The sequence below is a fragment of the Okeania sp. KiyG1 genome (assembly GCF_014132355.1).
Classification (GTDB): Bacteria; Cyanobacteriota; Cyanobacteriia; order Cyanobacteriales; family Microcoleaceae; genus Okeania.
The window spans coordinates 1-23,465 of the sequence record NZ_BLZO01000055.1 but is presented as its reverse complement, the minus strand read 5'-3'; the positions used below and the strand labels follow the sequence as shown (position 1 = coordinate 23,465).

Below are 23,465 nucleotides of genomic sequence, written 5' to 3'. Positions count from 1 at the left end.
TAAAGACTATAAGGGGTCGTTCGCCCCTACGCATGACTTTTTATTCAACTAAATTTCCATGCTCAGAGACAATAGAACATCCGTTGGCTTTTCCTATCATCTAATTTTTCCATCTATAAACCTCCTCAGTGGAAAACCACCAACTTTTTTTCATTCTGTGAAGCTCCAAAAAAATCAGCGCGTCAAATGATTTTTGGCTGGATTCTCGCAATTTTTGTGATATCATAAAGACTATAAGGGGTCGTTCGCCCCTACACATGACTTTTTATTCAACTAAATTTCCTTGCTCAGAGACAATAGAACATTCGTTGGTTTTTCCTATCATCTAATTTTTCCATCTATAAACCTCCTCAGTGGAAAATAACTAACTTTTTTTCATTCTGTGAAGCTCAAAAAAATCAGCGTGTCAAATGATTTTTGGCTGCATTCTCGCAATTTTTGTGATATCATAAAGACTATAAGGGGTCGTTCGCCCCTACGCATGACTTTTTATTCAACTAAATTTCCATGCTCAGAGATAATAGAACATCCATTTCGCTGCGCGACCGAATATTCAGGAATTTTCCCCACAAGCAATACCAGAAATATCTTCATCTTCTGTAGCTTCCAATAAACATAAAAACTGGGATTGAAATAAAAAATTTAAAATAGTTGTAAATATCAAAATTAAACAATGCAGACAGTAGAAAAACCAACTACACAAACTCCAGAACAACCTCTAATTATCGCAGGTAAAAAATTTAACTCCCGTCTAATGACAGGTACAGGCAAATATCCCAGCATAGAAAAAATGCAGCAAAGTATAGAAGCTAGTGGATGTGAAATCGTAACTGTAGCAGTACGACGGGTACAAACTCAAGCTCCTGGCCATGAAGGTTTGGCAGAAGCTATAGACTGGACAAAAATCTGGATGTTGCCAAATACCGCAGGTTGTCAAACTGCTGAAGATGCTGTGAGAGTTGCCAGACTCGGACGAGAAATGGCTAAATTATTGGGGCAAGAAGATAATAATTTTGTCAAGTTGGAAGTTATTCCCGATCCTAAGTATTTACTCCCAGACCCTATCGGTACACTACAAGCAGCAGAACAATTAATAAAAGAGGGTTTTGCAGTTTTACCCTATATTAATGCTGACCCACTATTAGCCAAAAGACTTGAAGAAGCTGGTTGTGTCACAGTTATGCCCCTGGGTTCTCCTATAGGTTCTGGCCAGGGAATCCAAAATGCAGCTAATATTCAAATAATCATTGACAATATTAAGGTTCCCGTGGTAGTCGATGCAGGAATCGGTACTCCCAGTGAAGCAACTCAAGCAATGGAAATGGGAGCAGATGCCTTACTAATTAATTCAGCGATCGCTCTAGCTAAAAATCCAGCAGTAATGGCCAAAGCAATGGGAATGGCAACAGAAGCAGGACGTTTGGCTTATTTAGCAGGAAGGATACCCAAAAAAGATTATGCGATCGCCTCTTCACCATTAACTGGAAGGATTAATTCGGCTCAAAGCTAGTAATAATTTCCTATATTCACCAAATTTATGTTAAGCTAGGTAAACATAAAAAAAAGATAAAGGATTTTTAATTATGCCATATACAACAGAAGAAGGTGGACGTCTAAATAATTTTGCTGCAGAGCCAAAAATTTATCAAGCGGACGCTCCAGATCAAAAACAACAAGTTAACTATTTAGTTTTAGGAACTCTAGGAGCTGTATTAGTAGGTAGTTTAGTATTTGTTGCTTTTTCTGTTTCTGCTTAAACTTTAAGTGAAAATTATTTAAAGACTCAACCAGGTTCTTGAATTTTCAAGAGTCTGGTTTTCATTTTAATAAACTAGGAGTCAATTAAATTAACAGTATAGCGTTGTGCGCAGGCAACACCTCCGGAAAGCAACAGCTCCGGAAGGGGGAATAAATTGCCGATAATATAAGACTTTTAGCTATTTGGCCCCTCCTGCAATTTGTAAATATACCAGCGCTCATTGTTATAGCTCCTGCAATAGGGAGGCGATAAGATGCATAATTTTCTTTTCTCTTGGTTAATTCGATATAGCGAAGAACCACGAAGAATGCAGAGTCGCTCCGAAGATCGACCACTTTTTATTCCCTTAAAAAGGGAGGTTTGATACCTGATTTTTTTGGTTAGAAGAGATAAGTATTACAAAAATTCTGATAATTAGGCTTTATTTTTTCAAAATCATGAGTAAAGTCCTTAAAATACTCAAATTATTTGTAACATTATTTTTTCAAATTTGTAAAACTCCCCAGAAAAATTATTCCTTACTGAGCTTTAGGAAGTTGAAAAATTTAGCATCAACGATCATCAAAGTACAGTTATAAAAATCTGTTGATTGAGTAATATTAAATCCGGTAGTATAAGTATTATAGCAATTCCTATGTTTTGAGATACAAAATTCGTTTGTTTGAGGGAATAGAGAATAGTAATTTGGGAAACAAAGGATAGAAAAGAAAAAAAAACAACTCTATCTCACTAATTTTAGAAACACTATATTAAACTGTGAAGGAACAAGAGTCAATATTGCAGGAGCTTTCCATGATTGTAGGATAAAACGGCAATTTGCCTACCAATAATTATAATAAAGGAAACCATATCATTCAGATTCAAGCAGATTTTATCTAAAAAAAAAGACAAGACAGATAATAGAAACCTGGAAAGTTATTGAAAACTTGATAAATTTTGACTTCGCTAAACTCCGAAAAATATTTTTATTGCTTTGATTTATCCATTAATAACTTTTAATCAATAGAAATTTACAATTTCAACCCTATTTATTGCTTTTTTCCTTCATACCTAATAATCTCTGATTTTTGATATTTTATATAGCAATATGATTTGAGTTGTGAGATATTGGAAACTTTATAGGGAACAGGAAACAGGGAACACATAAGAAGACAAAAGCTTATCGTATGAATATAATAATTGCTATATTCTATACTTTTAAGGAAAATCTCAATTATCACAACTGATTCCTAATTGCTATAGTTATAAAATTAATACCAAGTTCATAAGAAGTTGTATAAAATAATAAATTAATCAGAATTGAGTTTAGATCGAAATAAATAAGTGAATAAATTTCATAATTCTGTGCCATCTCACATAACATTGGTATAACACCCAATACCTACTACCTACCACCTAAAACCTACCACCTACCCCCCTAATAAAACTGTGATAGACATTGGGTCCACAACAATTTCTCAATTGAACTGGCAAACCTATCAACGCTTGAAAAAAGCTCTATCATTAAATCTACGTCGCCAAATTTTTATAGCCGTATGCGATAATCAACAGCTAAGAAACAGCCTAGTAGAAAACTTAGAAGTAGATTTAACCAATACTATCGACTACACAGAAAAAACGCCAAATAATAATAAAAATATTTTATTTGTTACTCTCAACTTAAATTTAAGTAATCCTAATCCACTAACTCAAATTAATCAATGGTTTACCGAAAATCCTGAATATCAAAAAACACAAAAATATCAAATATTAGGATTTCAAATTATTGGAGTAGAAAGCTTAACCAAACAACCTTCAACAGTTCAATGGTCATTTATTAGTAATCTCAAAAAAATAGAAACAAATCTATCTACCCTAGAATCCAGTATATTACTTTGGATTAACCGACCTTGGCTCAATACTATCAAACAGTCCGCCCCAGAATTTTGGCATTGGCACACAGGAATATTTGAATTTGAAGGAGACCCCACCCCCATAGCTCCTAGAAAAAATAAATCATCATTACCAAATCAACAAAACTCTCAATCCTTCTTATCTCCAAAAATTAGCCCACCTGCCATCAATACTGTAAGACCATTAATGGCATTAGAACAAAAGTCTTACACTACTATTGATGTTGAATCAAAAAATCTGACAGTTCATCTTCTCCCCCCCGCTCCACAAAAATTACCAGAATTGTCCATTGGCATTGACCAAGAACGGCAGAATATGCTACTGCCAAAGTGGGAATTAGTTGAACTAGCAAATTTAGTATGGTCAGAAATTTCTAGAAAGTCTGGTGAAGAAAAAACATCCCTAGAAAAACAACAGTTTCAAATTCTCAAACAGATTCAAGATTTAAACAAGTCCAAATATCCATCTCCAGAACTAACCATAGCTTATCAAGCTTTAGGGGACTTTCATCGCGATCGCGTCTTAGGAGGAGAAATATCAGAACAAAGTCTAATTATTGCCATTCGTGCTTATGAAATGGTAATTGACTGGACATTTCAAGATGCAGAAAATATGAACCAATTTTCTTCATCCCAAATTCCTGTTCTTGACATTTTTAACGATCTTGCCACACTTTACTGGATGTTATCTCGTCAAATCAAATCTAGTAAATCTGATTCATTAATTTATTTAGAGCGAAGCATTATTTTATATCAAATGGCTATAGGCGAGATTAACCCATCTCAGGAAGAGACTTATGCCAGATTACAAAAAAACTTAGGTCTAGCTTACGGAGATTTAGCTAATTATCAGGAAGCAGAAAATAATTGGGAAAAATCAGTTATGGCCTATCAAGAAGCAATCTTGTACTTAGATGCAGTGACTAATACTCAAGATTATGCTTCGACCTTAAATAATTTAGGTGCAGCTTATTGGAATTTGGCTCAACATACTCAAGCAGTTGCCCATTTGCAAGGAGCAATTTCAGCTTATACTGAAGCTATTGATTACTTTACACCAGAAATTGAACCTCTCAACTATGCTATGATTCAAAATAACTTGGGTATAGCTTATTGGAATTTAGCTCAATTTCAGCAAGACTCATCAGAAACCTTGATTTTAAAAGCTGTAGATGCTTATTTAGAAGCCTTAAAATATCGAACTCCAGAAATTGCTCCTCTTGCTTGTGCTGCAACAAAAAATAACTTAGGTACTACTTATTGGCATTTAGCCAAACAATTTGAGAAACCTCAAATACGGAATCAACTTTTTGATCGAGCGATCGCTGCTTATTCTCAAGCTATTAACATAGCTCAACATTTTTCTCCTTCTCAGCTTACTTTTGATTTACTGGCCACTTATAATAATATTGGACTTGCTTATTATCAAATAGTTATAGAAGGCAATATTCAATCAGACAAAGACAGTCAAATGAGTAATTTAGAATCAGCTTTGGATTATCACTTACTGGCTTATACTGGCGAGCAACGAACTAATATTAATAATGAAGCAGTACAAGGAAAAGAAACTACTGTGAATTATATCGTCAGGACTATCCGTACATTTTACAATAAGTATGGAATACAAGGGCAAAATGTAGCTCTTACCAAGATTCCTAGGGATTTGTTACCTAAAATTTTAACTATGTTGTAATCAAAAATACAAGAAATATAGGTTATAGTATTATAGCTGTTGAGGGATGAAATCTACAAATTAGTCGGTTGTTGTCATAACTCAGACTAAGAATTAGTTTTAGTAATTTACTGTTGCTATGATATAATAACTTAGGTATGTTTAGTTGTAATTATAATTATCAGTTGTAGGCATAAGTACTGTACTTGTGCTATTACTATAGTTAGTTAATAGTGAGGTATTAACCAAATTTCAACTTCTCAAAAATATATCTAAAAAAATTGTCTCAAGAAAAAATTTTAAACTTTAGTTCTTGATTAAATTAAATAAATGACTACAATAAATTAATTTAGGCTTTAACCGATAGTTTAGGTTTAGTCATAAGCAATCATAAAAACCATGCTTGAGTTTGAAAAGAAAACAACTTTTCCACTTTGTTTTCAGAATATTGCTAATTCTTAATTGAGGAAAGCAATTCAGTTATATCGTACTTAGTTTATCCTGATATTTATGTCATGGCCCCTGTAAAGATCCTTGCGGTTGATGACGATCCAGCCATCCGAACTTTAATTCATAGGTATTTGAGCCAACAAAACTATCAAGTAGAGTCTGCTGGAGATGGTAAAACAGCTCTAGAATTATTCAATAAATTTTCACCAGACTTAGTAGTGTTAGATGTAAACTTGCCTGATACAACAGGCTTTCAACTTTGCAAAAAAATGCAAAGTAATACAAATGTATATGTACTAATGTTAACCAGTCTTGCAGATGAGGATAGTAAATTACACGGTTTTAAAGAGGGTGCAGATGATTACATCACAAAACCTTTTGGTTTAGTAGAATTAGGCGCTCGTGTCGGAGCGATATTAAAACGTCAGAGGTTAGTTTCCAGCTCACAACCAGAAGGTATCCAATTAGGAAATCTAACAATTGACCCTCAGAGTAGAGAGGTTAAAGTTAATGGAGAATTAATTGCTTTGACCGCCTTGGAATTTGATATATTACACTGCCTAGCAGGTAAACCTGGCCGTGCTTGGAAGCGCTCTGATTTAATCCAAGAAGTCTGGGATTATGAATACATGGGAGATGAGCGAGTCGTTGACGTGCATATTGGCCAAATACGCAAAAAGCTAGAGAATAATGATAACAATCCTCCAAAGATCAAAACGGTTAGAGGTATTGGCTATAAGCTTGATGCTTGATTGAGATAATCATAGACAAATTAAGCTCAGGAAAAAGCTCAATTTGAACAGATAATATTACCAAGAAAAGTTAGGTTAATTGAGAATTTTGTAAGGGTTAACGGCCGTTAACCCCTACCATGATTGTTGATTATAGGTAAGTCCCGATTAAATATCAACGCAAAACATAAGTTTTTCAAACTTACCTTCATCTGCTTACCATTACATTTCAGTAACGCCTATTTTTTCTTCTGATATGATGTCCGCTTAATTAGGGCTTGCTGAATAAATCTCAAAGCATTTACAGGTAAAGGTTTTAGACTTTTTAGAACTAAAAAAAATGCAACTTTTTAACCCACACTCCGCACCACAAAATGTAGCAACCGAAGAAGGAGTCAGGAGAAAGGAGACAGAATTTTAGAAGAAAATCATAGCTGCCGTGATTGAGTAATCAAATATAGCAAGTATTTATGCGTAAATTTTTTACTCGGAAGATTGATCGACGAAAAAAGTAATTAATATGATTTGCATAGTATAAATACCTACCAAGCTACGGATTTATATACTACTTTTAATGAGACAAATTGAAGTGCGGAATGTGGGTTTTAAGCTCGATCGACCAAAAAGTTAAGATTTTGGGATACTACTGTGGCGTTGGTGAAGCGCGGGTATGATACTAATCTTAATTACTTAGGAGTCAGGAGGGAAGAAAGAAGAAGAAACCCCGAGTATAAGGAGAAAGTTTTTTGGTCGGGTAAAGGTCACGGAGTTTTATCGCGCTCTTATCCGGACAGATATAGTCATTATGAATAAGACTGGAACACTTTTTTAGCTGAAAATCTTTCAAGGCAAGAAACCCTTGTCTCAATCTTAACTGGAATGAAAATATCATACCTCTTTTCACCAACGCCACTACTGCAAAAAAAATCAAATGATAAATATATCCGACTACCTCCTCTCCTTCTAACTTCTAACTCCTCTCCTTCTAACTTCTAACTTCTAACTTCTAACTTCTAACTTCTAACTTCTAACTTCTAACTTCTAACTTCTAACTTCTAACTTTTGACTTTTGACTTTTAACTTTTGACTTGTAAACCTTGATAAATCTCAGTAGCGACTTCTGTGCCGCTGCGAACACAATCTCCCAAAGCTATACCACCAGTATAATTACTGCACAGATATAGACCAGGCAGAGACTTTAAGCCATTATTAATCCGCTCTAACCTAGAATTATGGCCTAAATTATATTGAGGAATAGCACGAGACCATAAATGCACCGCGAGAACTTTTGGTTGTTCAGCATCCTCTTTTAACAGAGTTTGACAAAGGTCTTGATGTACCTGTTGCACTATTGCTTCACTATCTAAGTTCGCAATTTCCGGGTCTGTTGCACCCCCAATAAAATTAGTAAAAATTTGCCATCCTGGAGGTGTCCTACCAGAAAATAAAGTAGAAGACCAAATACTACCAAGAGTCCGAATACCTTGACCTCTAGGAATCAAATTACCAAAACCGTCTATCTTAACCTTGATAGAAGTATCAGGATATGCCAAAACTACACAGGCAACAGAAGGATAATAAAATTCATCAAATACAGAAGCAATTTCAGGTTGCAAAGTTTTGAATAACTCTGCACAAACACGAGCGGGAGTAGAAAGGGAAATAGTACGAGTTTCTACTTGCTCAGTACCATTGGGAGTAGAAAATTCTGCTATATAAGTTTGTTGCTCAGTCTGACTAATACCAGTAAGATGCCAATTTAACTTAACAGCTTCTCCTAAAGAAGAGGCGATCGCTTTTGGTAATGCCTCCAAACCACCTCGAAAAGAACCCAATTCTCCAGTTTTAGTCTTAGGAATATTAGGGTCTGGAGCAACCTTGAACTTACGATTTTTTTTAGCAGACAGCAAAGCACCAGCTACAAGTCCACCACCTAAGTCAGCCATTCTAGCCACTTTAGCAAAAGCAGCAGTAGCACTAAGTTGACTAGGGTCTCCTGCATAAACACCAGAAACGAAAGGTTCAACCAGTCGCTGCATTACTTCAGGACCAAGATGTCTCTGGAAAAATTGAGATACAGTTTCTTCTCCCCCTTGCTCTGAGAGATCGCCAATAGCAGGCGATACAAAACCCAAAGCACCAACCAAGGCGCGTAGCTTACCACCATCACTCAGTAACTTAGACTGTAGCATAGCTGTTGGACTCATAGGCACTGGTAATAATTGACCATTCCAGTAAACATAGCGAGGCAGTTTGCGATCGGCAAAAACTAGCTCCTGCTTTAGGCCAACATCTACAGCCAACTTTAACAATTCCGGTGTGGGAGAAAAACTATTTGGCCCTTCTTCCCAAAGAAAGTCTCCTAAAGAAACTGTTGTGATATTTCCCCCCACTCGATTTTGGCTTTCAGCAACTAAAATCTTTAATGGGGAATTATTACCTAATTTTGTCAGTGTATGGGCTAAACTTAGCCCACTAATACCAGCGCCAACAACTAAGACATCTAAAACTTCAGTCATTTTTTCCTAAAAATTTAGCTAAATCTTCGAGAAGCCTTGCGCCATAATCTCTGATTTGGCGCGAGATGAATCGGCGGTAAATTAATGGGGTGAGTAGGCCCCATTAATCTACAAATATTGCTTTTTGCTCAAGACTCAAAAGTTGATGTTATCATAAATAACCATCGAACTAATGTTGATAGTAATGCGGACGGCTTATCAGTACAAATTAAAGCCTAATAAAGAACAAGTGTCTACCATAGAACTATGGCTGGACTTGTTGCGTCGGCAGTACAACTATCGGTTAGGTGAGCGGTTGCGTCAATAAATATAAAAAATAGGGAGGTGGGGCATCCCGTCCTTAAAGCACGCCCTTGTCCGATGCAGTGGCAGGACTGCGAAACGAGAAGCCCACACTATAGCGTCAGCTTAGTGTGGGAGTATGTCACTATGAGCAGCAAAGATAGGTTCAATATCTGTACCACTAAATGCTTTATACATGATGTTGGAAGAGAGTTTCTAGGTAAACTCTAGCAGCTTGCCGATAACAAAGAGATGTTTCTGGTGTACCGCTATCTCCATTTTGTAACAAGAATAGTGACAAAGCTGCTGAAAATACACGGTCTTGATCCCAGTCAGGGTGAGTTTCTAAGTAGGTTTTAAGAGATTCATGAAGTGTTTCAGGAATTTCGGCCAAAATACTAACGCTTAAGTTCATGTTTAAGTAAGATTCTCTGTATATTTTTTCTTCTTCATAGTCCCTAGTTGTGGCCACAAACCACTGACTTTGAACTACCAATGTCGCACTATTGTGTACTAAGGGGGGGTATGGTTGTCAATGTAGAGAAATGTTACAGCAGGCTTTCAACAAATAAAAGATTTACGAAATAATCAGTGTTTCAGGGTACTTTTTGTAATAAAACTTTATAAAAACTGGCTAATATGAAGCTGTTTACTACCCGCTTAATAAAATCCCCAATTCATTTGCAAGAGTATGATCATGTCGTTGAAGTCTGTGGAAAACCCTGTTTAATTTGTGGAAAACATTGAACTTGCTTGTGGAAATGCTGTGGAATCTATGTGGAAAATTATGACAAAAAATAAGAATTCTGAACTCTTGACTAAGATCAAATTTTAAAGGTCAAAAGTCATATAGCGCTACGCGCAAGGCAATAGGCAACAGGCAACAGGCAACAGGCAACAGGCAACAGGGGAATACAAAAGGTCTTCAGCTTCTATTCATGTCAAACACTTAATGCGTAGCGCTATATAGCCAGTTTTTCCCTTTTGGCCTCTGCTATAGCAGAAGGAAGAAGGAAGAATTTGGCGTTGTCTGAGTTTTAAGCTTTTGAGATTTCAAATACAATAGACCTCTTGCAAAAGTGTTAATTAAATCAATTCAAGACTATGAAATAAAAAATTTCATCTCCCTATTCCCTATTACCAAATAATTAAGGTTTAAAGCCTCTCTTTTAAAGGAGAGGTAATTATTAATTATTAATTATTAATTGTTAATTATTGAACTATTCCCTGACTTTTGCAAGAAGTATAGCAATCAGGAATTAGATGTGATAATTGAGGTGTTCCTTTAAAGTATAGAATATAGCAGTTATCTTATTCATATATATTCGTTTCTTCCCTATTCCCTATTCCCTATTCCCTATTCCCTAAAACAAAATTCTCCAATATCTCACAACTAAAATCATATTGCTATATTTTGAGAGTGCCATTTTTCTGCTTTGAGATGAATGTTTTCTAATTCTTCAGAATCCATTTTATCCAAGTTAGCCAAAACAAAGTTCATACGACCCTGGGATTTAAGTTTATCCCGATGTCTGGCCATAAAATCCCAATAGAAATAATTAAATGGACAAGCTGGTGAATTATTACCTTTGTCTTTTGGGTTTAATACCCCGCTATCTACATGGTTTTTATAATTGGTTGGGGTTTGAGTCCCCATCAACTTTTTCCTTCTTCCTTCTTCCTTCTTCCTTCTTCCTTCTTCAACCTTGCCTTGAGGTGATGTAACTCGAACTTTCCAGTTATAAACACAGTCTTTACAATAATCGCTCATTTTGTTGATGTAATTTGCAGAAGCAGCATAAGGTTTTGATGCCAGAATACCTCCATCAGCAAATAATCCCATTCCTAGAACATTAGTTTGCATGACCCAATCATAAGCATCAATAAATACTGCATGAAACCAATTTTCTATCTCTTGAGGAGAAATACCAGAAATTAAAGCAAAATTACTCAATACCATTAAACGCTGAATATGATGAGCATAACCTGTATTTTGTACTTGAGTTAGAACTTGATGTAAACAATTCATATCTGTTTTATTAGCATCCCAGAAAAACTCTGGAAGTGGTTGATTATGGTTAAACCAATTAGACTGAGAATATTCATCATCCATGAGAAGATAAACACCCCGCATATATTCTCGCCAACCTAAAATTTGCCGAATAAAACCTTCCACACTATTTAGTTTTAATTGTTGATTGTGATAAGCTAACTCTACTTTTTTAATTACTTCTAAAGGATGTAGCAAACCAAGATTAATATAGGGAGAAAGTAGAGAATGCCATAAGGTTTCTTCCCCCGTTACCATAGCATCTTGATAATCACCAAAATTAGGTAAGCTATATTGAATAAAATTGTCTAGTACTTGCAGTGCTTGTTGACGAGTTACCGCCCAACGAAAAGGCTCTATTTCTCCATATTTAGTAAAGTTCAAATCTTTAACTTCATTAATAACTTCTCTAGTAATTTCATCTGGTTTAAACCATAAAACTTCTGGTGTATTTAATTCTCCTTTGGGATATTTGCGGTTTTCTTTGTCAAAATTCCATTTTTCTCCTACGGGTTTATTTTGATTCATTAAAATTTTAAAACGTTTACGTCCTTCTCGATAAAAATCTTCCATTAATAAGCGTTTTCTCTTTTTAGCCCATGCTTGAAATTCTGTTTCATGCCAAATAAACAAATTATTAGGAATTATTTTAATATCGCAGGGGATTTGGAGATTTTTAATGACTTCAAGAAAAGGTTTATCATTGGGTTTCATTACCCGTATTTCAGTAATTTGATTAGTTTCGATCCAGTGTTTAAGTGGTGTTTCAAAATCTGTGGATTTTGTGTGTGTAACTTGCCAACCTGCTTGACGCAACTCAACAACAAAATGACGCATAGCTGACCAAATTAATACCAATTTTTGCTGATGGTATGGTCGAACTTGGATATATTCTAAGGATTCAATAATAATTACAAAAATGTTATCTTTTTCAGTACAACTTTGAATAGCTGCTTGATTAATATTGATTTGGTCTCCTAAGACCCATATTCCTATATTCATAAGTATATTTTGTTGAGTTTGAAATTTTTAGAGATGTTTTTCAGGGTATTTAAAGATGATGAGCATTAACTACAATTATTGAATAATTTATCAAAATACTTGTGGCGGTATATAAATTTTTAATGAGGGATTTCAAGTTAACAAAAATCATGTGCGCCAGAGAATTAAGATTAATTATCAAAAAGCAGTTATACAAAAAGTAAATTAAAAGTTTATCTCTAGAGGTAGCCGATTTAATCTGGTTTGCTATCTACTTATCTCATTGTTGATTTTTCTTTTATTCTTCATTATTTACTTCTTAGTTTTACTATTTTGGTATTGTTTTTTTATTGGTATAATATGGCAGCCACCAAAGAGATATTTTATAATGAGTAGAATTACATATAAAAAAAAATCTATGAACAATATCTAGCATATATAACTTGAAATGTAAGTAGTTAGTAAGCATTCAGCTATTAGTATTTCCTAGGTCATGCTGCGCAAACAGCATTCAGCTTTTGAACATATTAAAATAATAACTTAGGTTAGGTTATAGCCAATTTTATTAATTAATTTTAATTATCCTTGGTGGATAATTATCCTCTAGTATGATAATGAGTTAATAACAAATAGCTGATAGCTGAAGTCCGCAGTTCCGACCATAGGAGGCTGGCTGACTGCTGTTTGCGCAGCATTCCGAAGGAAATGCTTACAGTAGTTATGCGATGAAAGTAAATTTGTATTAATGGGATAATATCAAAGGTTTTTGAGTTTAGCACTTTATATTGTCTAGGCAATATTATCAAATGCGGTATACCATGGAAGAGTCAATATATAAAAAACTAAAATCAAATTCACTGAAGTCTGATAAGTTCCATATTCATAGATAATAATTATAGTTTTCGGAGATCCTCAGAAGTAAAAACACAAATAATTGTCAAAATTGCTGCAAGTTCCAGCTTGAGTAAAACATCCTATGATTAAGCAAGTTCAATCCTCCTTCCGTAGGATTCTGCTGTCGCGAATTTTACTAATTACTGTACCAGTATTAATACTGGGGCAGTATGTTATCTACAGAAAAGCACGTTCTACACTCCTAGACACTGCTCGTCAAAATCTGAAAGAAAGCGCAGACAGAAAGGCCGAAGATATTCAACTTTGGGCTAAATCTTTAGAATCTAATCTAATTAATGCTAGCGAAAGTTATGCATTTCAATCTGGTCAAACTGAAGAGTATCAAAAATATGTTGAGAAGTTATACCAAATGTTACCGACTCAGGTAAGATGCGTTCAATTGAGTAACTTACAAACTGCTGAGATTATAGCTAATACTTGTGATGATAAGTCAATAAATTCTCCATCACTAAATATATGGCCTCCGCAGCAGAGACAGCTAGTTAGAGATATGTCTAATGTGGAGATAAGTTATATATGGCCAGAACAGTTAAACTCAGATAGTTTCTCAAGTGATAATACGGTTAATCAGAAAAAACAAGTCAGCTTAGGTTTAAGTGTACCAGTATATGTTGCTGAAGGTAGTGAAAGACAATTGCGCTATGCCTTAAGCATTAAGTCAGATTTACCAATGCAAACAAATCGGAGAAGAGGTTCACTGACAGGTTCAACTGTAGTAATTGATTATAAAGGTACAATTTTAGCTAGTCCAGATCCTGATAGAGTAGGGCGTAATATTTCTGATGGACCAGATGCAGAAAGGTTAAAACATATTATCAGAAATGCACAGGAAGGCAGAAAAGATTTTGCCCACATATTCTCTTTTGAAGAAATAGATATTTCAAAAAAGGGTAAGAGTAGTCCTGTGAGAGAATTTATTGATGAATTTAAAAAGATATTGCCTGAATTATTGGGGCTCAAATTATCAGCAGATGATGAATTTTTAGTAGGATATGCACCTACTTCTAGTCCTGTAAACCGTGATGATGATAAAAAGTGGATTGTTTTAGCTATTACACCTATAGACTTTGCTTTATCCGGTCTTAGAGAAGTTCAAAAAGTTCTAATTATTATGATTTTTGGTTTAGTTGCTGCTAGTGTTATAGCAACTATTTATTTGGCTCGCGATTTAGCTCGTCCTTTGGAAAAACTTAGAGATTATGCTCTTGCTGTCAATGATTTGGACTCTCCCAATAAAGTACCTAAAACTATAATAATTCGTGAATTTAATCAATTGGCAGTTGCATTGGAGAGTATGGTATACAGGCTAAAAAGGTGGGCAGATCAATTAGAAGTTACTTCTAAAGAAGCTCAAGTTGCTAACCAGTTAAAAAGCGAATTTTTGGCTAATATTTCCCATGAATTAAGAACTCCGCTCAATGGAATTATTGGCTCTATTCAATTGATTTCTGATGGACTTTGTGACACGAAAGAAGAAGAAATGGAGTTTTTGAAACACGCTAATGATTCTGCCATTTATTTACTAGGAATTATTGATGATATCCTAGATATTCGTAGAATTGATTCAGGAACTTTATCTATCTATTTAAAAGATGTCGACCTTGGCAAATTATTACATGAAACAATAGATTCATTTAGGCAAGATATTGCACAAAAATCTTTATTATTGAAACTAAATATTCCTGAAAAACTAATAATTGTTAAAGCTGACAAAGAAAAGTTGAAGCAAGTGTTTGAAAATGTGATAGGTAATGCAATTAAGTTTACGGAAAAAGGCAGTATTAATATTTATATTAGCCAAGAAAACAATTACTCAAATTTTGCTGAAAATACAAATAATTTATCTGATAATTATGGAGGAAAAGACGATCAGGTTTTAGTTAAGATTGAAGATACAGGAATTGGTATTAGTCCAGAACAACAAGATAAACTATTTCAGCCTTTTGTGATGGTAGATGGTACAAAAACTCGTAAGTTTGGAGGAAATGGATTAGGATTAGCTATTTCTCGCGGTCTGATGGAAATGATGAATGGCAGTATTCATCTCTATAGTGAGGGAGTAGACCGAGGAACTACAGTTGATATTATGATGCCAATCAAGGCAAAACAAGCTATTAACTCACATTCCGCACCACAAAATGTAGTATAGAAGAAGGAGTCAGGAATCAGGAGTCAGGAGTCAGAATAATTATACCATTTCTCAAAAACTTTTCTACATTTTGTTGAGCAGGGGACCCACCCCTAACCCCTCCCAGGATGGGAAGTAGGGGAGTGGGGGAGTAGGGGAGTGGGGGAGTGGAGGAGAATTCATTAATTGATAATTGATAATTACCTCTGGTTAAAACCGCTACGGAATTGAATATAAGGAAATATTATTTTTTCTCTTGGTCGATTGGATATGGCGAGGAGACCCGCTCTTATCAGAGCCGCTCCGAATTGCGCCATCCCACCCTTCGGGAAGCTACGTAACGACAGCTTTTTTCCCCTTATATCATGATATAACTGGGCTATTTTTAGCAAAAAGGTGATTCTACCTGTTTTGATTAATTAATAACTGAAGTCTTACCCAAGTATAGCGTTACTTTTAGGAATTGGTATTACAGAGGATGTAGTTGGAAGAATTGTCCCTTAATTTTTCTGCCCAACTCTTGCACAAAATTCTAGTTTTTTGAGCTTTCTTAATCGAAAAGCTGGCACTTTTTTTTAACATAATTGGAGAGTTGCTCACCCATCCCCGTTACAAAAATAACTTCTGACTTCTGACTTCTGACTTCTGACTTCGTCAATGAACTGGTATTACTTTTCCTCCTTGCTCAAGAGAATCATTTAAAGCACATAAGATTCCCACTAATTCAGCACCCACCCAACCAGAAGAAATTTGTGAAGCAGTATTCTGACGAATACAATTTAAAAATTCATTGCATACTTGACCTAAAGGTTCAGCTTTAGCGATCGCTAGAACTTCCCGACTGACATCTACTGCTTTCCAGCGATTATTTTGTTCTTCTAAATGACCATGCTGAATAACTAAAGGTGCATCTGCTGACATTTCATCAAAAATCAATGTTCCTTGAGTACCTACTACTCCTAAACGACGTTGTTTATCAGGATTGAGCCAACATAAATGTAAAAAAGCTTGAAAACCACTAGGATAAGTTAGTTTAGCCATCACTAAATCTGATTGTGGGGGTTGTTGAGGTAGCCAAACCGTACCATTTGCTTGTACCTCCACAGGTTTTTGATTGAGCCAACTGTTCAAAATACAGATATCGTGAATTGCTAAATCCCAGAGAGCATCTACATCTGGACGTACAGGTTCAATATGAGTGCGTGTAGCATACCCATAGCGTAACTCTCCTAATTTACCTTCTGCTACAATAGTTTGACCACTTTGGACAACTGGATTAAATAAATAAGTATGATCGATAAAAAGTTGACGTTGTTGTTGTTCGGCTAATTTGCATAATTCCACTGACTCTGAATATTCAAGAGTCAAAGGTTTTTCCGAAAGAACATGATAACCTTTTTTCAGAGCAGCACTAATAATTTCGTAGTGGGTAGAAGCAGGAGTAGCGATCGCCACTGCTTCTATTCCTGGTAACTCTAAAGCTTTTGTCCAATCTTCTAGTAATACGATATCTTGGTCCAATTGCAAGCGCTTTTGAACTGCTTGTAACTGTTCTAGGTTAGGGTCTACTATGGCGACAACACGAGATTGAGGATGATTGAAGAAGTTACGAATTAGGTGAGTTCCCCAACGACCTGCACCAAATATAGCAATTCCTATTTCCATTAGTTTTGATGTAAAAATATAGGTGATTTGATCGGAGTTTTTTCACCCTATCATATTGAGGCTAATATGGCAATTATAGCAGGGAACAGGGAACAGGGAACAGGGAACAGGGAACAGGGAACAGGGAACAGGGAACAGGGAACAGGGAACAGGGAACAGGGAACAGGGAATAGATTTTCACGGTAAAGAAGGTACGAAAAATGATTTTTCAGTGACTTTTACAAGTCTAGCTTATCTTAAATAAAGAGCAAGTTTATTTTCTGGAGATGTCTAATTAACAGGTTATATAGCAGTCGCCACTACAGTTAGGACATCGGGTAATATTATGATGATTCATAACGCGAGCAAGATGCTCGCACTAATTGTCAAACACCAACTTGGCCGTTGCTATATTGTCTCTGCTAGAGTAGCGCGCTTAGGTGGACTGAATATACTCATCCCTTTGTTAAAAACCTATCTCTGTAAGCACTCCCCCACTCCCCTACTCCCCTACTCCCTACTCCCTACTCCCTACTCCCTACTCCCTACTCCCTAATGAATAACCCGTCCCTCTTTAAAAATAGTCTGTTTACTAGAATGAGTAGTCAAACGGTCTAATAAAGTTGCACTTGCCTCATTCAAACCAATTAAATGTACCTTAATACCCCGTCTGCGAAAACGTAGTACAACCTTATCTACTGCATCGACAGCAGATTGATCCCATAAATGAGCATGAGTTAGGTCAATAGTCACAGACTCTATATGTTCCCGAAAATCAAAGGTGTTGAGAAAATTTTCCACAGAAACAAAAAATATTTGACCATTAACACTGTAAATACGCTCAACACCATTTTCTTTTAAATAAGAGTCAACGAAAATCAGCGCAGCAATTTTACGACTGAAGAAAATTGCACTCAAAGCCACCCCAACAACTACTCCAATAGCTAAGTTATGAGTCAAAACAGTCATAAACACAGTTGTCATCATCACCGCTGTTTCACTCTTGGGAACTCGACGAAGATTTTGAATGGAGGCCCAGTGAAAGGTACTGATAGAGACCATAATCATCACTGCAACCAAAGCTGCCATGGGAATACGCGCCACCCAATCATTCAGCAGAATAATACAAACAAACAGAAAAATGCCTGCACTCAGAGACGAGAGTCGCGTCCTTCCACCAGACCCAACATTAATCATAGACTGACCGATCATCGCACATCCAGCCATTCCACCAAAACATCCGGCGACAATATTAGCAATTCCTTGTCCTACTGCTTCCTGATTTTTATCGCTAGAAGTATCGGTGAAGTCATCAATAACATTAGCTGTTAAGAATGATTCTAGTAACCCCACTAAAGAAAGTGCCAAAGCATAAGGCAGAATAATATCAAGGGTTTCAAAGTTTAGCGGTACTATTGGTAGAGTAAAACTGGGTAGAGTATCGGGTAATGTTCCCATGTCTCCTACAGTGGGTATGTCTAATCCCGTAGTTAGTGCGAACCCAGTGATGACAACAATAGCAACTAAAGGAGAAGGTATTGCTTTAGTGATGCGAGGCAACCCGTAAATAATGCCTAATCCTGCTGCTACCATTATATAAACCCAGATAGAAGCATCTTCAAACTGAGTTAGTTGAGCATCAAAAATTAATATTGCCAGAGCATTGACAAATCCTAGCATGACTGCTCTAGGAACAAATCTCATTTGATTTCCTAACTTAATCCATCCTAGAAAAATTTGCAGGATACCTGTGAGAATAGTGGTTGCAAATAGATAATTTAAACCATAATCTTTAACTAAGCTTGTCATCAGTAATGCCATAGCTCCGGTTGCTGCGGAAATCATTCCCGGTCGCCCACCTAAAAAAGCTGTCACAATAGCAATACAAAATGAGGCATACAACCCTACTTTCGGATCGACACCAGCAATAATAGAAAAACCAATGGCTTCAGGAATTAAGGCTAAAGCCACTACAGCGCCTGCTAATAAATCTTTTTGGACATTGGAAAACCAGGCTTGTTTAGTTAATATATCTTTCATTTTCCCCATTTCTAGCACAATAATAGTTAATACTTTTCCCTGGAAGTCATACCGTTTCACGGAATTCAAAAGTCAAAAGCGAGTGCATAATTCTGAGGTCCCCTCAGAATGTAAGACGCACTCAAGACAGTCAAAAGTCAAAAGTCAAAAGTCAGATTTTATAGTTCAACACTTTGATTCTTCAGTAATTTCAGTAAATTATTCGACATCTAAAGTTTGAAACTATTTGTAACATTCTTTTTTCAAATTGGTATCAGAGGCACATTTTGCTCCGCGAAGAGTCTACAGTTAGGCGTGGTATCTTAACATGATTCATCATATCCCTAAGTAAATTAGGTAAAGTAATCAAATTAGACAGATTTATAGGGAAATATTTGCTATTAATGAGTTTTCTAATGTGGCAATGATATTAACTTTCATCTTGTTATAGCGAGGGAATATTATTTACCAATACATTCTCTTTTCTACCCCATCTTCAACAACATGGGCACAAGTTAGAAAATCAGTATAATTTTTCTCCCGATAAAAAGGAAACCCAGTAGCAATAACATTTGCTTTATTTGTCAATAGTAATGGTAATTAAAGACTTATGAAAAATATCAAATTATATACCATCTGTAGGGGTAAACGGCCGTTTGCTTCGCATAACTATCGTTAACGCCCCTACCACTCTCCCACTCAAGAAAATATAGAAAAGTTTTTGATATTTGGTATTATTCATTCTCTGACTTTTTCGGTTTCAGGACTAATTTCAAAGTTAAATTTGTACCAGCTTTTCCTTTTGGAATATATAGATTACCTCCCCCTTCAAAGTTAAGGTCAACTTCCACCTCAGCTTGTTCAATTTCCATATCTTTATTAATTTCTTGCCAAGTCTCAGTAATTGGACGACTAATATTTATTAATATAGGTTTAACTTTAGCAAAACTAGATTTAACTTGTTTAATAGCGTTAGTAGAAATTGGTTTAGCTTCATTGTCTGGAACTTCTGCTTCAACTAAAATCCCATCTTCTAGTTTAATTAATCTGGTGGCCATATATGTTTATTGCTAGATTTAATTGCTATTCTATTGTAAGCATTCAGCCGTCAGCCAGCCTCCTATCGGAGGAACTGCGTTATCAGCTATCAGCTATTGCTTTTAATTTAGGATAAAAGCTTTATTAATTTTCTTACTACAAAAATTGGCTCCCTTGCCTTTAAAGTCAGTTGTTAATTTAAACACTGTCCTTAAAGGAGAGAGTCTTGTTGCTGATAGCTAACAGCTAATAGTTGTTTGCGCAGCATTCCGTAGGAAATGCTTACATTCTATTCAAGCACATTTTAGTGATTTTCAGAATAATACCGATTTAAAAAATAATTTTATTAATAATAAGGGCAATGAAAAGAATCTACAGAAAATGTTCTTTTAACTAAAAAGATAAATTACGACCTAAAAAATTGGATCAAAGCTATTCATTATGACTCCTGACTCCTAATAAATAGCCTAGCTATTTGTAGCAAACAGTTGTAAAAAAAGCTGATTGCTGAACTGCTGAATGCTTTAATTTAGTGATTCTAGTGTTGTTTTCAGGGTGTGCCAGCTTAGTAAAACACATTTAATTCTGATGGGAAATTGGGCAACTCCTTGAAAGATATTTAGTTTTGGTAAATTATCGGAAAGACTAATTTCTCCTTTGAGCATTTGACGAAATTTTTCTGTAATTTCTAAAGCTTCTTCTCTAGTTTTTCCTAACAATATTTCTGCCATTAAGTCTGCAGAAGCAATAGTTAAGGCACAACCTTTTCCTTGAAATTTTATATCTTCTATAATTTGCTTTGTTTGACTAAATTTTATTGTCAGTTCAATGCGGTCGCCACATGAAGGGTTATCTCCTATTTGATAGCGGTCTATAGGGTTGGTTTTTCCTTGATTTTTTGGATATTTAGCGCGTTCAAGAATTGTTTGATGTTGAAGGTTACGAAGATGGTTTTGAGTATTCATAGGTGGTAGGTTTTAGGTGTTAGGTTTTAGCTTTTAGGTATTATATCAACCGTGAAAAAAGAATGCTTTTGTGAGGTTAAACTTCAATTATTAAGTAATTATAGCAGTCGCCACTATAGTTAGAAAATCGGGTAATTACAGCATATTTCAGTCAAATGATGTACAAGGTAAATGGTGAAAATCTTGTAGTGCTGGCATCTTGCCCGCGATGGGTGTACTTCATAAAGTCGCAAAGTGCTGTATGATGATTTATGACGCGAGCAAGATGCTCGCACTAATTGTCATATCAAATCCGGTAGCATCGGTGTAATTAAAGGGTGGGGAGTGTGGGGAGGGTGGGGAGATGGGGAGGTAGGGAGATGGAGAGATGGGGTTAGGGGTAGATCAAGAAATATTTGGTAATTGTTGAAGATAGAACATTTTTTTATACCGAATTAAACGGATTTGATATCAAACACCAACCTGGCAGTTGCTATAACACAGATGCAATGACATTTTTGATTATTAGCCAGTAGCATATTAATTATTCTATTAATTATTCTTATCTCCCACACTCCCTACTCCCCTACTCCCCCACTCCCCCACTCCCCACTCCCCTACTCCCTACTCCCTACTCCCTTGTTAGAGATTCATAATCAGTAAAAGTATCAATATCTATTTCTCCTCTAGGAAAATTAACTGTTGCTACTTGGCGAGCATATTTATTAATTATTTGTTTCGCACCTTTATCTGTTTTTAAGTTGAGCATTTCTGGAAAAAGACTAGAACTAAATAAAGCTGGAACTCCTAAAACTCCAGTATATTCAGAAGCAACTATTGGATTTGATTTTAAATAATAAATATCAATCATTTTCTGGATTAAATGAGTAGATAAAAAAGGCTGGTCGCAAACCATTATTATTACTGCTTCTATAATTTATTGAGTAGTTTGCAAAGTATTAATACCAGCTCTGATTGAAGTATTCATGCCTTCCTGCCAATCATAATTTTCTACAATTTTTACTGGTAAATTACTAATTTCAGGAAGTATTAGATTGCCATAAGCACCAAGCACTACAATAATTGGTGAACAACCAGAATTAACAGCAATTTCAACAGTATTGAAAATCAAACTATTCCCTTTGTAAATCAACAATTGTTTGGGCTGACCTAAACGGGTTGATGCACCAGCAGCTAAAATTATAATTCCGATAGATTTATTCATTATTTTGACTATGAATTGGTAGGTTACGGTGACGTAAAAAACCTGCTGAACGGTTAGAAATTACTGCTTGAATTTCTGCAATAATTGCTAAAGCAATTTATTGTGGATTATCAGCACCAATATCTAGACCAACTGGAGCATATAAACGTTTTTTGTATTGCTCATCTATGGAAATTTCTGCTAATAATTTTTCGGTTCTTCTGCAGGGTCCGAGTATTCCTAAATGCAGTTAGCTATTTCTTTGGAATGCGCTCCAATTCAGCAATTAATAATGAATAATTACTTATCAGGTTGGGGAAAGAGACTTTGACATTAACTTTTTATTATTTCTAAATTTCAAAGGTTTCTTTTGCCTTTCCCAACATTAATAGCTGAATTGCGCAGTTCCGACCATAGGAGGCTAGCTAATAGCTGACAGCTGTTTGCGCAGCATTCCGGAGGAAATGCTTACTATGGAACAGTTGTTTGCGTAGCACTCCGCAGGAGAAACAATCAAATATCAATAATCAAACTTCTGCCTTTTTTCTTTTTCATTCTGCTATATATTTTGACAGTTTGATAAATTATATAGAATCCGGTTATATAGTATATGTTTATAACTATACTTCAAGGCTTCAATCTCCCTACTCCCCTACTCCCCTACTCCCTACTCGCCCCAACAACTCTAATAAGTATTCAACCGGATTTGATAAATTCTATGTGGACAGCTATAAAAGTTTAAACTATTAAAATTGCTGTCCTATTTTATAATTTTTTTGATTAATTCTAACTCCTGACTTCTGACTTCTGACTCCTGACTCCTTCGATAATGGCAGGTATTTGACTTTAGCCCACGCGGCAATAACATGACCTAGCCATTTAGTTTTGTCATAAGATTGATAGGAAAGAATATTATACTCTCGATTTGCTGTTTTGATTAATAAGCCCCATGATGAAAATCTATTTCCTTTAAAACCACTGGTTTTGACTTGTTGTACATATTGAATTTTTGACCGCTTAATTTCTTTTTTTCATTTGTTAAAATACCTATATTTTTGGTAAAAATTAAGCAATTGAATCTAAAGTTAAAACTTAATTTACCTAGAAAAAAATAGAAAATTATATAGACTTGATTAAAGATTTTAGCAGCAAAAAAATACAAAACTAAGGGAATAAAAAAAAATTAGAAAAGTCAAAATACTAATCACATAATCTAGAGTCAGCATAAATGAAGTTA

General features: G+C 35.4%; 14 protein-coding genes and 1 pseudogene. 6 read left to right on the top strand and 9 right to left on the bottom strand.

Translation table 11 applies throughout. The features are described from left to right. Window positions 1-673 precede the first annotated feature (673 nt). The 4 genes from SAGCYANO_RS10095 (at window position 674) to SAGCYANO_RS10080 (ending at window position 6,525) form a co-directional block, all read left to right on the top strand. Window positions 674-1,510, top strand: coding sequence for a thiazole synthase (locus SAGCYANO_RS10095; RefSeq protein ID WP_202219955.1), 837 nt, complete (start codon window positions 674-676; stop codon window positions 1,508-1,510). A gap of 73 nt (window positions 1,511-1,583) precedes the next feature. After that, window positions 1,584-1,757, top strand: coding sequence for a photosystem II assembly protein Psb34 (gene psb34, locus SAGCYANO_RS10090; protein WP_202219954.1), 174 nt, complete (start codon window positions 1,584-1,586; stop codon window positions 1,755-1,757). A 1,430-nt stretch (window positions 1,758-3,187) separates the two neighbouring features. After that, the gene (locus tag SAGCYANO_RS10085) at window positions 3,188-5,344 is read left to right on the top strand and encodes a tetratricopeptide repeat protein (protein WP_202219953.1); all 2,157 of its coding nucleotides are present in this window, start codon (window positions 3,188-3,190) and stop codon (window positions 5,342-5,344) included. Between the two features lie 494 nt (window positions 5,345-5,838). Continuing rightward, entirely contained in the window at window positions 5,839-6,525 is a 687-nt protein-coding gene (locus SAGCYANO_RS10080; protein ID WP_202219952.1) for a response regulator transcription factor, read from the top strand. Between the two features lie 1,055 nt (window positions 6,526-7,580). Here the strand turns inward: SAGCYANO_RS10080 and hemG are convergent. After that, the gene (gene hemG / locus SAGCYANO_RS10075; protein ID WP_202219951.1) at window positions 7,581-9,023 is read right to left on the bottom strand and encodes a protoporphyrinogen oxidase; all 1,443 of its coding nucleotides are present in this window, start codon (window positions 9,021-9,023) and stop codon (window positions 7,581-7,583) included. Window positions 9,024-9,195: 172 nt separating this feature from the next. Between hemG and SAGCYANO_RS10070 the strand changes: the two genes are divergently transcribed. Continuing rightward, window positions 9,196-9,330 carry a helix-turn-helix domain-containing protein gene (locus tag SAGCYANO_RS10070; RefSeq protein WP_375339911.1) on the top strand — a complete coding sequence of 45 codons (135 nt, stop codon included), beginning with the start codon at window positions 9,196-9,198 and terminating at the stop codon, window positions 9,328-9,330. Window positions 9,331-9,495: 165 nt separating this feature from the next. Here SAGCYANO_RS10070 and SAGCYANO_RS10065 read toward each other — a convergent pair whose 3' ends face one another. Together SAGCYANO_RS10065 and SAGCYANO_RS10060 are read right to left on the bottom strand one after the other, a co-directional pair. After that, window positions 9,496-9,720: a DUF2811 domain-containing protein gene (locus tag SAGCYANO_RS10065; RefSeq protein ID WP_202219979.1), complete on the bottom strand. Its 225-nt coding sequence runs from the start codon at window positions 9,718-9,720 to the stop codon at window positions 9,496-9,498. Between the two features lie 984 nt (window positions 9,721-10,704). Beyond that, complete coding sequence (locus SAGCYANO_RS10060) at window positions 10,705-12,357, bottom strand: cryptochrome/photolyase family protein (RefSeq protein WP_237396033.1); 1,653 nt, start codon at window positions 12,355-12,357, stop codon at window positions 10,705-10,707. A 955-nt stretch (window positions 12,358-13,312) separates the two neighbouring features. On the opposite strand from SAGCYANO_RS10060, the gene SAGCYANO_RS10055 reads away from it, so the two are divergent. Beyond that, complete coding sequence (locus SAGCYANO_RS10055; RefSeq protein ID WP_202219950.1) at window positions 13,313-15,400, top strand: sensor histidine kinase; 2,088 nt, start codon at window positions 13,313-13,315, stop codon at window positions 15,398-15,400. Between the two features lie 633 nt (window positions 15,401-16,033). Here SAGCYANO_RS10055 and SAGCYANO_RS10050 read toward each other — a convergent pair. The 6 genes and pseudogenes from SAGCYANO_RS10050 to SAGCYANO_RS10030 form a co-directional block, all read right to left on the bottom strand. Further along, entirely contained in the window at window positions 16,034-17,044 is a 1,011-nt protein-coding gene (locus SAGCYANO_RS10050) for a Gfo/Idh/MocA family protein (protein WP_202219949.1), read from the bottom strand. A gap of 531 nt (window positions 17,045-17,575) precedes the next feature. Then, a complete protein-coding gene (locus tag SAGCYANO_RS10045) occupies window positions 17,576-19,063 on the bottom strand; it encodes a SulP family inorganic anion transporter (RefSeq protein WP_202219948.1) in 1,488 nt (495 codons plus the stop codon). Between the two features lie 444 nt (window positions 19,064-19,507). Further along, on the bottom strand, window positions 19,508-19,630 hold the full coding sequence (locus tag SAGCYANO_RS47460; protein ID WP_255502521.1) for a hypothetical protein: 123 nt from the start codon (window positions 19,628-19,630) through the stop codon (window positions 19,508-19,510). A 146-nt stretch (window positions 19,631-19,776) separates the two neighbouring features. Then, a complete protein-coding gene (locus tag SAGCYANO_RS10040) occupies window positions 19,777-20,100 on the bottom strand; it encodes a CU044_2847 family protein (RefSeq protein WP_202219947.1) in 324 nt (107 codons plus the stop codon). Window positions 20,101-20,604: 504 nt separating this feature from the next. After that, window positions 20,605-21,045, bottom strand: a complete 441-nt coding sequence (sufU, locus tag SAGCYANO_RS10035) for a Fe-S cluster assembly sulfur transfer protein SufU (protein ID WP_202219946.1) — start codon at window positions 21,043-21,045, stop codon at window positions 20,605-20,607. A 610-nt stretch (window positions 21,046-21,655) separates the two neighbouring features. Continuing rightward, window positions 21,656-22,249: pseudogene (locus SAGCYANO_RS10030) on the bottom strand (NTP transferase domain-containing protein). Window positions 22,250-23,465 lie beyond the last annotated feature (1,216 nt).